Genomic DNA, 12,012 nt, shown 5'->3' on the forward strand with positions numbered 1-12,012 from the left:
CCCGCCAGATGCGCCGGTCAGGCGGCCGCCTTGGGGCTGCGGCTTTCCATGAACTGGTCGAACTCGGCCTTGTCCTTGGCCTCGCGCAGCTTCTGCAGGAAGTCCACGAATTCGCGGTGTTCGTCCTCAAGCCGCTTCAGCGTTTCCTCGCGATAGGCGTCGAAGGCGCTGTTGCCGGTGCTGGGGGCGTAATAGCGGACGTGCGCGGCGCGGTTCTTGCCGGTGAACATGCGTTTGCTCCAGATCATGTAGCCCAGAAGGGCCAGGCCTAGGGGCCAGAAGGCGACAAAGCCCAGGATCATCGCGACGATCCAGGCTGTCCGGCCACGGGCATCCAGCCAGTCGCGCGCCCGGATCAGCGGTCCCTGGACGCGGGAGGGCAAGGGATAGGCGGGCATTTGGTAGGCTGCGGTCTGCATTCTGGGGAACCTCCCATGTTAATGTTAATCACATTTACATAGATGGAGCGCCGCCGGCCCGCGTCAAGCGACGGAAGCGAAATTAATCGCCGATCAGTCCCAGACCGCGCAGGTAGATGATCGCGCCGCTTTCCAGCATCTCGGAGGCGCCGACCGGGCTGCGCCCGCCGGGCGCGCCGCGCAGGAACAGTTCGACCACGCCGTGGCTCAGCGCCCAGATGTGGTTGGCGACCATGCGCGCGGGCGGACGGCGGTCGGGCGGCAGACGCCGGGACATCGTTTCGGCAGCGCCGATCAGCACCCGCTGCGCCTGTTCCGAGGCCGCCAGCAGGTCGGCATTTCCGGCGATCGACAGGCCGGATTCGAACATCGCCATATAGTAGCCGGGGCGTTCCACGGCGAAATCCAGATAGGCCTGACCCATCCGCATGAAGGCGGTCAGCGGCCGGGGCTTGCCGTCGTCGAAGGCGCGTTCCAGCCGTTCGCCGAAATCGACGAAGCCCTGGCGCGCCACCTCCTCCAGCAGGTCGTCGCGGCCCTTGAAATGGCGATAGGGCGCGGCAGGCGACACGCCCGCCCGGCGCGCGGCCTCGGACAAGGTGAAGGCCAGCGGGCCGGTTTCCTGGATCAGAAGGGCGGTGGCTTCGACCAGGGCCTGCCGCAGGTTGCCGTGATGATAGGACTTGCGGTCGGGCAAGGGTCCCCGGCCCCTCACATGCCTTCGCCGAAATAGTCCGCCACCAGCGCCTGGAGGGCGTCGGCCAGGGCGGCGGCTTCGGGGCCGGTGGTGGTCACGGTGATGCGGCTGCCGCGCGGGGCGGTCAGCATCAGCAGGCCCATGATCGAATCGCCCGACACGGTGATCCCGTCCTTTTCCACCTGCGCCTGGGCATCGAACCGTTCGACCAGGTCCACGAACTTGGCGCTGGCGCGGGCATGAAGGCCTTTTTCGTTGATGATCTCCAACTCGCGCGTGATCACCCCGGTCATCCGAAGCGCGATCCCGTGTCCAGGGCCGCCTCGAGAGGGACGTTGTAGGAGTTGATGTATTTCCGGCCCGCTTCCTTGGCGAAGGCCACGGCGTCGGGCACCGGCAGGTGCCGCGACTTGGCAAGCTTCACCAGCATCGGCAGGTTGGCGCCATAGAGGATCGTGCGGTCCCGCATCGCGCAGGCCGGCAGCGACAGGTTCGAGGGCGAGCCGCCGAACAGGTCGGTCACCACCACCACCCCGTCGCCAGTGTCCACGGCATTGGCGGCCGCCTGGATCTCCGCCGTCTTGGCGGCGCGGTCGTGATCGTCCTCGATCACGACGGCTGCAATGCCGCTTTGCGGACCCACCACATGTTCGACGGCCAGCAGGTATTCCCTGGCAAGACCGCCATGCGCCACGATCACGATACCAATCAACGCGTTCCACCACGTTCAACAGCGCGCAGCCGGCCCGCTTCCCTGGGACTGCCCTCGGCGTTCCCCAGGAAAGACGGCACCGGAATGCGACGTTCAAGTTCCCGGTGCCTTATTGACACCGGCCAGCCGGCCTTCGCAAGCACGGCCGCCACCTTTTCAGCCAAAGTGACGGAACGGTGTTGCCCGCCGGTGCAGCCGAAGCCGACCGCAAGATGCGATTTCCCCTCGTCCAGATAGGCCGGAAGCAGAAACAGGATCATGTCGCACACGCGATCCAGAAACTCGGCGAATCGCGGATCATCGGCGACGTGCTGCTGCACGGCCGCATCGCGCCCGGTCAGGGGGCGCAGCGCCGCGTCCCAATGCGGATTGGTCAGGAAGCGGCAATCGAACATCATGTCGATGCCGCGCGGCACCCCCGCTTGTAGCTGAAGGAATGCAGCGAGACGCTGAGCCTGCCATCGGGACGGATGTCGAACCATCGCGTCAGTTCGGCCTTCAGGTCGTGGGGCGTCAGTTCCGAGGTGTCGACCAGCACGTCGGCCCGGACCCGGATCGGCTGCAGCAGGTCGATCTCGGCCATCACGCCTGCCGAGGGTGCCGTGTCGGGCGACAGGGGATGACGGCGGCGGGTTTCGTTGAACCGGCGTTCCAGCACCTCGGGCGCGCAGTCCAGGAACAGAACCTGGGGGGCGTAGCGCGGGTCCCGGGTCAGCTTGTCGATCAGCTCTATCACGTTGCTGGCCGAGAAATCGCGGTTCCGCACGTCCAGGCCCAGGGCCAGCGGCTGGGGACGCGCCGGACCGTCCAGCAGCCGCGGGATCAGCGACAGGGGCAGGTTGTCGATGGCCTCGAACCCCAGATCCTCGAGCACGTTGATGGCCGTGGACCGTCCCGCGCCCGAAGGCCCGGTGACCAGCACCAGCCGCTGCGCCCCCTCGGACGACGGGGCGGCATCAAGGGTGGCGGGATCGGGATCGTCGGCCAAGGCGACCATCTTTCCTGTGGGAAGGGGATGCGGATCGTTCGTCACGCGACACGGCCACCCAGCAAAAGCTGCCGCAGCGCAGCGTAAAGATGCGGTTGATAGGGCCCTGTGACAAGGGGCAAGGCCAGCCCCAGCAGATCATAGCTTCGCGACTGTGGCAGGCGATCACCAGCCTCCGCCCCCAGATCGACCACCAGGGCAAGCCGGACGGGTCCGGCCTGCGCAGCCCGCAGGATGCCGATGCCGCGCGCCTCGATCCGGCCCGCAAGCGGGGCCGGGCAGCTGGCAACGACGTGATCCCCGTCGCGGTGAAGATCGGTCCGGTCATCCGCCACCAGAACCGCCCCCGCAGCCATCAACTGCAACGCGAGCGTGGTCTTTCCTGCGCCAGAGGGGCCGAGGATCATCATCCCCTGGCCGTCAAGCGCGACGGTGGTTGCGTGAAGCTGCATTCCGAATCACCCCCCTGCTTCGATCATCGGAGGATTCCCTAACAACCAGTTAGCAGGGGTGCGGCGCGCCTTGTTGGCGATAACATTTCCTGTTTCCGCTAACTGTTCGCGCCAACTTCTTTCTCGCCCATTCCGGCGTGTTATAGCGCCTTCATAGCGCGTCACCACGACGCCGCAAAGCCATCACCTGAGGAGCGTCCGAACATGGCCAGCCGCGTAAACCCGAACTGCAAGCTTGAGGATCAGGGAATCGAAGGCCTTGGCCGGGTTTACTACAACCTTCTCGAACCGGCGCTGATGACCGAGGCGGTGGCGCGGGGCGAAGGCAGGCTGGGTCTTGGCGGGACCTTCCTGGTCTCGACGGGCGCGCATACGGGGCGGTCGCCCAAGGACAAGTTCGTGGTCCGCACCCCCGAGGTCGAGGACACGATCTGGTGGGACAACAACAAGCCCATGTCGCCTGAGGCCTTCGACCGCCTGCACGCGGACATGCTGGCCCACATGAAGGGCCGCGACTACTTCGTGCAGGACCTGTTCGGCGGCGCGGATCCCGACAACCGGCTGGACGTGCGCGTGGTGACGGAACTGGCCTGGCACGGGCTGTTCATCCGCCACCTGCTGCGCCGCCCGGATGCGTCGGAGCTGGAAAGCTTCGTGCCCGACTTCACCATCATCAACTGCCCCGGCTTCAAGGCCGATCCCGAACGCCACGGTTGCCGCAGCGAAACCGTGATCGCGCTGAACTTCACCAGGAAGCTGATCCTGATCGGGAACACCGCCTATGCCGGCGAGAACAAGAAGTCGGTCTTCACGCTGCTGAACTATCTGCTGCCGGAAAAGGGCATCATGCCGATGCACTGTTCGGCCAACCACGCCATCGGCAACCCCGATGACAGCGCGGTGTTCTTCGGCCTGTCGGGCACCGGCAAGACCACGCTGTCGGCGGATCCCTCGCGCGTGCTGATCGGCGACGACGAACACGGCTGGTCCGACAAGGGCATCTTCAACTTCGAGGGCGGCTGCTACGCCAAGACCATCAACCTCTCGCCCGAGGCCGAGCCCGAGATCCACGCCACCTGCTCGCGCTTCGGCACCGTGATCGAGAACATGGTCTTCGATCCCGAGACGCTGGATCTGGACTTCGAGGACAACTCGATCACCGACAACATGCGCTGCGCCTATCCGCTGGAGGCCATCGGCAACGCGTCCCCCACCAGCCTGGGCGGGCACCCGAAGAACGTCATCATGCTGACCTGCGACGCCTATGGCGTGCTGCCGCCGATCGCGCGGCTGACGCCGGCGCAGGCCATGTATCACTTCCTGTCGGGCTTCACCTCGAAGACTCCGGGGACCGAAGTGGGCATTGCCGAGCCGACCCCCACCTTCTCGACCTGCTTCGGCGCACCCTTCATGCCGCGCCGCCCCGAGGTCTATGGCAAGCTGCTGCAGGAAAAGATCGCCCAGCACGGCGCAAGCTGCTGGCTGGTGAACACCGGCTGGACCGGCGGCGCCTTCGGCACCGGCAAGCGGATGCCCATTGCAGCGACCCGGGCGCTGCTGGCAGCCGCCCTGGACGGCAGCCTGAACGACGTGCAGTTCCGCAAGGATCCGAACTTCGGCTTCGAGGTTCCGGTGTCCGTGCCGGGGGTCGAGGATCGGCTTCTGGATCCGCGCCAGACCTGGGCCGATCCCGCGGCCTATGACCGGCAGGCCGCCAGGCTCGTCCAGATGTTCAGCGACAACTTCGCGCAGTACCTGGACGCCATCGATGACGAGGTGCGCGCGGCGGCCATCGGCTGATCCTGCCCCGACAGCAACAGGAACGGGGAAGGCCGCGCAGATGCGCGGCCTTTTCAGTGGCACCCGGCCGGCCTGCACCGGCCCTAGCCGATCCGGCCGCCGCCCTGCTTCGTGATCGCCACGACCGCGGGGCGCACCGGCATCGCCTCATTGAAGTCCGGCCAGCGGGTTGACAGATCCTCGTAATAGGACGGGCGGCCGTGGCCGTCCCAGTCCTCGCCGCCATCGCCCGGATGCTGGACGGCCACGAAGAAGGTGGTCATGTCACTGGTCATGCAGGGGCCGCACAGTTCGGCGCCCACCGGCACGCGATAGAACAGCCGAGAGGTGCCGCGCGCCGTCCCTTCGGTATCCACCGCCCACAGGCCGTCGGTGCGGCCGGTGTCGGCCATCGAGTTGCCGTCGGTCGAAACCCACAGCCGGCCATCCCGGTCCACCGTGGCGTTGTCGGGCATCCCGAACCAGCCGTTGACGGAGGTTTCGGTCGAGAAGGTCGCGCCAACCTGGGCGATCTTCGGATCCCCGCATTTCACCAGGATTTCCCAGGTCCCTTCCGTGGCGGTGAAATCGCCGTCCCGTTCGATGATCTCGACGATGTGGCCGAAGGCGTTCTCGGCGCGGGGGTTGGCCGCGTTGGCCCGGTCGCGCTTGGTGTTGTTGGTCAGCATGACATAGGCGCGGCCCGTCAGCGGGTTCGGCTGGATGTCTTCGGGGCGATCCATCGGCGTGGCGCCCAGCAAGTCGGCGGCGCGGCGGGTGTCGATGACCACATCGGCCTGGCTCATGAAGCCGTTCTCGGGCGTCAGCGGGCCCTGGCCCTGAACCAGGGGCATCCAGACCACCCGGCCGTCGGCATCGAAGCGCGCGACATACAGCGTGCCCTCGTCCAGCAGGTCCATGTTGGCGGCACGGTCCTGGGGGTCATAGCGTCCCGCCGTCACGAACTTGTAGACATAGTCGAAACGCTCGTCGTCGCCCAGGTAGAAGACCACGCGGCCGTCCCGGGCAACCACGCTTTCCGCACCCTCGTGCTTGAAGCGGCCAAGCGCGGTGCGCTTTCTGGGCGTTGAGGCCGGATCCATCACGTCCACCTCGACGATCCAGCCGAAGCGGTTGGCCTCGTTCGGTTCCTTCGAGACGTCGAAACGCTCGTGGAACCTGCCCCAGGCATAGGTCGCTTCGGGGATGCCCAGGCGTTGGTAGTTCGCTGCCTCGGGGTGGCCTTCGGGCAGTTCGCCCATGAAATAGCCGTGGATGTTCTCCTCGGCCATGATGTAGGTGCCCCAGGGGGTCACGCCGCCGGCGCAGTTGTTGATGGTCCCCAGCACCCTGGTGCCCGAGGGATCGGCCAAGGTCTGCAGGCGCGCATGGCCCGCCGCCGGACCCGACAGTTCCATCTCTGTCGTGGCGGTGATGCGGCGGTTCAGCGCGCCGTCCAGAACCGGCCGCCACTTGCCGTCCACGCGGCGGATCTCGATGACGGTGCCGCCATGAGCCGCCATCTCGATGTTGACGCGGCCCTCGTCGGCCTCGGCGACGACGATTTCCCGTGCGGTTGTCACGGTCCCGTCCTCGGCGGTGTCCTCGACCTCGCGGATGGTGACGATCCCGGGGAACATCAGGTGATCGTTGGTATATTCGTGGTTCACGACCAGCAGGCCCCTGTCGGCCGCGCCGTCCAGGGGGATGAAGCCCACGAAGTCGTTGTTGTAGCCGAACTGACGTTCCTGGGCGGCCGCGGACTGGTTCATCGGATCGAAGTCCGGCGCATCGGCGAAGACCTTGTCGCCCCAGCGCAGCAGCACGTCGGCATCATAGCCTTGGGCCACGTGATGGTCGGCATCCACGCCCGCCACGACTTCGGGGAAGGCGAAGGTCGAACCCGAGCCGGGGGCAGCCTGCGCATCGCCCGCCGACAGCAGGGCCATGGGGCTGACCGCGGCCGAGATCGCCGTCACCGCCATCGACCCCCTGAGAAAGCCGCGCCGCGAGAAGCGCGCGGCGATGATTTCGCCCATCGTCGGACTTTCGGTCGGGTTCAGGCCGGGCCCCTCCGCCTCCTCGAGCCTGCTGGTGCGGAAGATGTTCCGGGTTTGCTGGTCACGCATCGCGCTCTCCTGGCTGATCCTCGGGCCGCGGGGACCCGTCGGGCAGGGCTTAGAAGAACGGTGCGACAGCGCGGTGTCGGAACCGTGACGGTTTCTTGAAACGGGCACGCTTTCGCATGTCCGGCGGGCGGCCTTGCGGCTGGGTGGTCACACCCCCAGGCACCAGCGCATGATGGCCTTCTGGGCGTGAAGGCGGTTCTCGGCCTCGTCCCAGACCACCGAATGCGGGCCGTCCATGACGGCGCTGGTCACCTCGTCCTCGCGATGGGCAGGCAGGCAGTGCATGAACAGGCTGTCGGGCTTGGCCTTTGCCATCAGCGCCTCGTTGACCTGGTAGCCGCGCAGCTGGTTGTGGCGCCGTTCCTTGGCCGATTGCGGGTCGTGCATCGAAACCCAGGTGTCGGCGATGACCAGATCGGCGCCCGCGACCGCCTGGGCGGGATCGCGCACGATCTCGGCCCGGACGCCATGGGCGCGGGCGAAGTCCAGGGCCTCGCGTTCGGGATCCAGCGGGGGCGGGCCGCTGAAGGTGAAGTCGTAGCCGAACTGGCCCGCGCCGTGGATCACGCTGGCGCAGACGTTGTTGCCGTCGCCCACCCAGACCACCTTGCGGCCGGCGATCGGGCCGCGATGTTCCTCGAAGGTCATCACGTCGGCCATGATCTGGCAGGGATGGGTGCGGTTGGTCAGCCCGTTGATGACCGGGACAGTGGCGTATTCGGCCATTTCCAGCAGCGTCGCCTCCTCGAAGGTGCGGATCATGATGAGATCCACGTAGCGCGACAGGACGCGCGCGGTGTCGGCGATGGTTTCGCCGTGGCCAAGCTGCATTTCGGATCCCGACAGGACCATGGTCTGCCCGCCCATCTGGCGCACGCCCACGTCGAAGCTGACGCGGGTGCGGGTCGAGGGCTTTTCGAAGATCAGCGCCACCATGCGCCCCGCCAGCGGCTGGTCGTCGTCGGCCATCCCCTTCGGACGGTTGTTGCGGGCGGTCTTCATGGCGTGGGCCTGGTCGATGATCGACCGCAAATCGGCCTTGTCGGTGGTGTGGATATCCAGAAAATGCTTCATCTTCGATGCCTTCGCGGTTTGGACAAGGAAGCCTGCCGCGGCCTTCGCGGTCAAGAGGGGGCGCTGCCCCCACGCGCGTGCCGCGCGTTCCCCCGGGGTATTTCGGACAAAGAAGAAGCGATTATCGTCGCCGGACCGGAAGGAGCCCCGCGAGGGTTGCGGCGGCGAACAGGGGCAAAACCTCAGCCAAGGCTGGAGGCCGCCCGGTCGAGGCGCGCCACGGCCTCGGCGATTTCGTCGTCGGTGATGTTCAGCGGCGGCAGCAGGCGCAGGGTGTTGTCGGCAGCGGGCACGGTCAGCAGGTGCTGGGCGTATCCGGCCTTGACCACATCCGCGGGCGAAACCTTGCATTTGAGGCCCAGCATCAGGCCCTGGCCGCGCACCGCTTCGAAGACCTCCGGGTGGGCCGCGACCAAGCCCTCGAGCTTCTGACGGAACAGGGCGGCCTTGCGGTTCACCTCGGCCAGGAAGGCGTCGTCGGCCACGATCTCCATCACCCGGGCGCCGACCGCGCAGGCCAAGGGGTTGCCGCCATAGGTCGATCCGTGCGTGCCCGCGACCATGCCGGCCGCCGCCTTTTCCGTTGCCAGCACCGCGCCCAGCGGGAAGCCCCCGCCGATGCCCTTGGCCACCATCATGATGTCGGGCGCGATCCCTGCATATTCATGGGCGAACAGCCGGCCGGTCCGGCCCATGCCGCATTGCACCTCGTCCAGGACCAGAAGCGCGCCGTGCCGGTCGCAGAGCGCGCGGATCTCTTGCAGGTCGGCATCGGGCAGCGGGCGGATGCCGCCCTCGCCCTGCACGGGTTCCAGCATGACCGCGGCCGTCCTGTCGCTGATCGCGGCCTTCAGCGCCGCCATGTCGCCCCAGGGAAGTTGCCGGAAGCCGGGCATCAGCGGGCCGAAGCCCTTGACCATCTTTTCCGCCCCCGAGGCGGCGATGGCGCCGGTCGAGCGGCCGTGGAAGGCGCCCTCGAAGGTCAGGATCTCGATCCGGTCCTGGCCCTGGTCGTGCCAGTACTTGCGGACCATCTTGATCGCCAGTTCGGCGGCTTCGGTGCCCGAATTGGTGATGAAGGCGGTATCGGCGAAGGTATGTTCCACAAGCAGGTCGGCCAGCCGTTCCTGCTGGGGGATCTGGTAGAGGTTCGAGACGTGCCAGATCTTCCCCGCCTGTTCGGTCAGCGCAGCCACGAGGTCGGGGTTGGCGTGACCCAGCACGTTCACCGCAATGCCCGATCCCAGGTCCAGATACCGGCTGCCGTCGGTGGCGATAGCCCAGACCCCCTCGCCCTTCTCGAAGGCGATCGGGGCGCGGTTATAGGTCGGCAGGACGTGCGAAATCATGGGGAACTTCCCGATTGGCAGGACGGACGGCGTGGGCAGGACGGATCGGGCGGTGACGCAGGTCAACGTCGGGGACGGGCGGTGGTGGCGGTCCATGCGATCATGGCCCCGCCATAGCGCCGATTCGAGGGCCGTGCAATCACGCTTTCATCCGGTAGCCGGTTTTCAGCCACCGCCAGCCCAGCCACAGGATCACGGCCACGACCAGCACGCAGATCACCAGCCCGCGCCAGACCGGCGCATCGCTGACGCCGGTGACGCCGTAGCGCGCCCCGTCGATCAGGTAGAAGACCGGATTCCAGTGCGACAACGTGCGGAAGGGTTCCGGCAGGGACTGGACCGAATAGAAGGTGCCCGACAGGAAGGACAGGGGCGTGATGACGAAGTTGCTGATCGCCGCCATCTGGTCGAACTTCTGCGCCAGCACCCCGGCCAGGATGCCCAAGCCCCCCAGCATCAGCGCGGCCAGCAGGATGAAGGTCAGCGCCCAGACCGGATGGGCCACCCCCTGCCCCGTCACCAGCACCATTCCCGCGCCGATCACCGCCCCGACCAGCCCGGCGCGGGCGACCGATCCCGCCAGATAGCCGGTCAGCAGTTCGCCCGCCGACAGGGGCGGCATCAGCGTGTCCACGATGTTGCCCTGCACCTTGGCCGAGGTGATCGAGCTCGAGGTATTGGCGAAGGCGTTCTGCACCACCGTCATCATCAGGATGCCGGGGCCCAGGAACACCAGATAGGGCAGGCCCATCACCTCTCCGCGTCCCTGGCCCATCGCCAGGGCGAAGATCAGCACGAACAGCGCCGCCGTCATCAGCGGCGCAAAGACCGTCTGCTGCCAGACGGCCATGAACCGCATCACCTCTCGGGTGGCGAGGGTGCGCAGCCCCAGCCAGTTCACGCGGCCGAAGCGGCGCACGCCCATGGCGGGCTGTTCGCCGGCGGGGCGGTGGGGGAAGATCGTCTGGCTCATCCGGCGGTCCTTGAATTTCTGCGCATCGGCGGCTAAATCTCGGCATCCCGTTTCTGACGGGGCCAATCGCAGGTTTCAAGATGGGGCGGCGCGGATCGCACGCCCGGAAAGGCAGCCATGTCCTGGACGGATGAACGCGTCGAGACGCTGAAGCGCATGTGGGCCGAGGGCCAGTCGGCCAGCGCCATCGCCAAGGAACTGGGCGGCGTCACGCGCAACGCGGTCATCGGCAAGGTCCACCGCCTGGGTCTGTCCAACCGCGGCGACGAGGCCGAGCCGGTCCCCGCCCCTGCGCCCGCCCCCGAACCCGTGGCCGAGAAGAAGGCCGACCGCCAGCCGGCCGCGGCCGCCCAGGCCCTGCGCCCCGAACCGCAGCCCGAGCCGCAACCCGAGCCTGCCGCCCCCCAGCGCGAGGAGCGTGCCGAGGAAGAACCCGTGTCCCAACCCGTCTTCACCCCCGTCCCGCGCCGCCCGATCGTGCCGGCGGGTCAGCCCCTGCCGCCCCAGCCTTCCGCGAACGAGATCAGCCCCGAAACCTTGGCTTCGGTCCGCGAGGTGGAAAAGCGCGCCCGCAAGCTGACCCTGATGGAACTGACCGAGCGGACCTGCAAATGGCCGATCGGCGACCCCGCGACCGAAAAGTTCTGGTTCTGCGGCCTGCCCAGCCAGCCCGGCAAGCCCTATTGCGAGACCCATGTCAGCGTGGCCTTCCAGCCGATGAGTTCGCGCCGCGACCGGCGGCGCTAGCGGGCGGCAGCCCCGCGGCTTCAGGGCCGTCCTTCGGCGGGCGGCCCGTTTGCCGTCCGGGGACCCGCGACCGCCAGACCGATCGCCTGCAGGATCATGACCGCGGCGGCCAGCTCCAGGACCTCCTCGCTCTGCCCGGCGATGTCGTTCACCCAACCGGCCACCTCGATCCCCCAGGGGGCAAGCTTCCGCGCCAGGCCGTCTAGAGACTTCGCCACGGCATAGACCAGGACTGCCGCGGCGATCAGCCAGGCCGGCGCCATCCGCCGGCGCAGGGCCAGGCGCCAGGGCCGCAGGTCGCGCCTGAGCAGGCGCAGCACGGCCGCGCCCAGCAGCAGGACCACGATCAGGCCGGCGATCTTCTGTTCGGCGGGATTGTCGCGCGTGTACAGCTTCAGCGACAGGACGCCGCTGTTCGTGAAGGCCTTGTCCCAGTCCAGTTCCCGCAGGCCCGCGGCCAGGACCAGCACCAGCCGGTGCCAGTTCGCCCAGTCCCGACGGGCCGCCATGTCCCAGGCCAGCAGCCCCGCCCCAAGGCACAGGGTGACGGCCGACATCCGTTCCACCGGGCCCGCTTCGGACAGCAGTTTGGCCCCGGGGTCGGCCAGCGCCAGATGCAGAACGAGGGCAACGACCGTCAGGCCTGCGATCGCCGCCAGAACCAGCACCGGCCTGCCGAAAATCCGCGGCGGC

Annotated in this window: 12 protein-coding genes and 1 pseudogene; 2 read left to right on the forward strand and 11 right to left on the reverse strand. The window is 67.5% G+C overall.

Annotated features, from left to right (window positions below; translation table 11 throughout):
* Window positions 1–17 precede the first annotated feature (17 nt).
* The 6 genes and pseudogenes from ACZ1HC_RS02395 to ACZ1HC_RS02420 form a co-directional block, all read right to left on the reverse strand.
* Window positions 18–419, reverse strand: coding sequence for a DUF2852 domain-containing protein (locus tag ACZ1HC_RS02395; RefSeq protein ID WP_472698590.1), 402 nt, complete (start codon window positions 417–419; stop codon window positions 18–20).
* 82 nt (window positions 420–501) lie between these two features.
* Window positions 502–1,116, reverse strand: a complete 615-nt coding sequence (locus ACZ1HC_RS02400; RefSeq protein ID WP_472698591.1) for a TetR/AcrR family transcriptional regulator — start codon at window positions 1,114–1,116, stop codon at window positions 502–504.
* 14 nt (window positions 1,117–1,130) lie between these two features.
* Window positions 1,131–1,409, reverse strand: a complete 279-nt coding sequence (locus tag ACZ1HC_RS02405) for an HPr family phosphocarrier protein (protein WP_472698592.1) — start codon at window positions 1,407–1,409, stop codon at window positions 1,131–1,133.
* Window positions 1,406–1,828, reverse strand: coding sequence for a PTS sugar transporter subunit IIA (locus tag ACZ1HC_RS02410; RefSeq protein WP_472698593.1), 423 nt, complete (start codon window positions 1,826–1,828; stop codon window positions 1,406–1,408). Before ACZ1HC_RS02410 ends, ACZ1HC_RS02405 begins: the two co-directional genes overlap by 4 nt.
* Window positions 1,825–2,825 (reverse strand): annotated as a pseudogene (gene rapZ, locus ACZ1HC_RS02415) (RNase adapter RapZ). The gene ACZ1HC_RS02410 and the pseudogene rapZ overlap by 4 nt, the downstream one beginning before the upstream one ends.
* Before the next feature lie 32 nt (window positions 2,826–2,857).
* Window positions 2,858–3,268: an HPr kinase/phosphorylase gene (locus ACZ1HC_RS02420; RefSeq protein WP_472698594.1), complete on the reverse strand. Its 411-nt coding sequence runs from the start codon at window positions 3,266–3,268 to the stop codon at window positions 2,858–2,860.
* 204 nt (window positions 3,269–3,472) lie between these two features.
* On the opposite strand from ACZ1HC_RS02420, the gene ACZ1HC_RS02425 reads away from it, so the two are divergent.
* Complete coding sequence (locus ACZ1HC_RS02425; protein ID WP_472698595.1) at window positions 3,473–5,068, forward strand: phosphoenolpyruvate carboxykinase; 1,596 nt, start codon at window positions 3,473–3,475, stop codon at window positions 5,066–5,068.
* 83 nt (window positions 5,069–5,151) lie between these two features.
* Here the strand turns inward: ACZ1HC_RS02425 and ACZ1HC_RS02430 are convergent, their stop codons facing one another.
* The 4 genes from ACZ1HC_RS02430 to ACZ1HC_RS02445 all read right to left on the reverse strand — a co-directional run bounded on the left by ACZ1HC_RS02430 (window position 5,152) and on the right by ACZ1HC_RS02445 (window position 10,572).
* Complete coding sequence (locus ACZ1HC_RS02430) at window positions 5,152–7,176, reverse strand: PhoX family protein (RefSeq protein ID WP_472698596.1); 2,025 nt, start codon at window positions 7,174–7,176, stop codon at window positions 5,152–5,154.
* A gap of 147 nt (window positions 7,177–7,323) precedes the next feature.
* Entirely contained in the window at window positions 7,324–8,250 is a 927-nt protein-coding gene (gene argF, locus ACZ1HC_RS02435; protein ID WP_472698597.1) for an ornithine carbamoyltransferase, read from the reverse strand.
* Window positions 8,251–8,432: 182 nt separating this feature from the next.
* On the reverse strand, window positions 8,433–9,599 hold the full coding sequence (locus tag ACZ1HC_RS02440) for an acetylornithine transaminase (RefSeq protein ID WP_472698598.1): 1,167 nt from the start codon (window positions 9,597–9,599) through the stop codon (window positions 8,433–8,435).
* A 139-nt stretch (window positions 9,600–9,738) separates the two neighbouring features.
* On the reverse strand, window positions 9,739–10,572 hold the full coding sequence (locus tag ACZ1HC_RS02445; protein ID WP_472698599.1) for an ABC transporter permease: 834 nt from the start codon (window positions 10,570–10,572) through the stop codon (window positions 9,739–9,741).
* A gap of 117 nt (window positions 10,573–10,689) precedes the next feature.
* Here ACZ1HC_RS02445 and ACZ1HC_RS02450 point away from each other — a divergent pair, with 117 nt between their 5' ends.
* On the forward strand, window positions 10,690–11,319 hold the full coding sequence (locus ACZ1HC_RS02450; RefSeq protein ID WP_472698600.1) for a GcrA family cell cycle regulator: 630 nt from the start codon (window positions 10,690–10,692) through the stop codon (window positions 11,317–11,319).
* Between the two features lie 20 nt (window positions 11,320–11,339).
* On the opposite strand, the gene ACZ1HC_RS02455 is transcribed toward ACZ1HC_RS02450, so the two are convergent.
* Window positions 11,340–11,987 (reverse strand): hypothetical protein, encoded by a 648-nt coding sequence (locus ACZ1HC_RS02455; protein ID WP_472698601.1) that lies wholly within the window; start codon window positions 11,985–11,987, stop codon window positions 11,340–11,342.
* Between the last annotated feature and the right edge of the window lie 25 nt (window positions 11,988–12,012).

Source organism: Paracoccus sp. BR5-17, assembly GCF_055693925.1.

Bases quoted from the DNA above. Each gene is read 5' to 3' on its own strand.
- ACZ1HC_RS02395 (WP_472698590.1), bottom strand. From the start codon at position 419: ATGCAGACCGCAGCCTACCAAATGCCCGCCTATCCCTTGCCCTCCCGC.
- ACZ1HC_RS02405 (WP_472698592.1), bottom strand. From the start codon at position 1,409: ATGACCGGGGTGATCACGCGCGAGTTGGAGATCATCAACGAAAAAGGC.
- ACZ1HC_RS02420 (WP_472698594.1), bottom strand. From the start codon at position 3,268: ATGCAGCTTCACGCAACCACCGTCGCGCTTGACGGCCAGGGGATGATG.
- ACZ1HC_RS02425 (WP_472698595.1), top strand. From the start codon at position 3,473: ATGGCCAGCCGCGTAAACCCGAACTGCAAGCTTGAGGATCAGGGAATC.
- ACZ1HC_RS02430 (WP_472698596.1), bottom strand. From the start codon at position 7,176: ATGCGTGACCAGCAAACCCGGAACATCTTCCGCACCAGCAGGCTCGAG.
- argF (WP_472698597.1), bottom strand. From the start codon at position 8,250: ATGAAGCATTTTCTGGATATCCACACCACCGACAAGGCCGATTTGCGG.
- ACZ1HC_RS02440 (WP_472698598.1), bottom strand. From the start codon at position 9,599: ATGATTTCGCACGTCCTGCCGACCTATAACCGCGCCCCGATCGCCTTC.
- ACZ1HC_RS02445 (WP_472698599.1), bottom strand. From the start codon at position 10,572: ATGAGCCAGACGATCTTCCCCCACCGCCCCGCCGGCGAACAGCCCGCC.
- ACZ1HC_RS02450 (WP_472698600.1), top strand. From the start codon at position 10,690: ATGTCCTGGACGGATGAACGCGTCGAGACGCTGAAGCGCATGTGGGCC.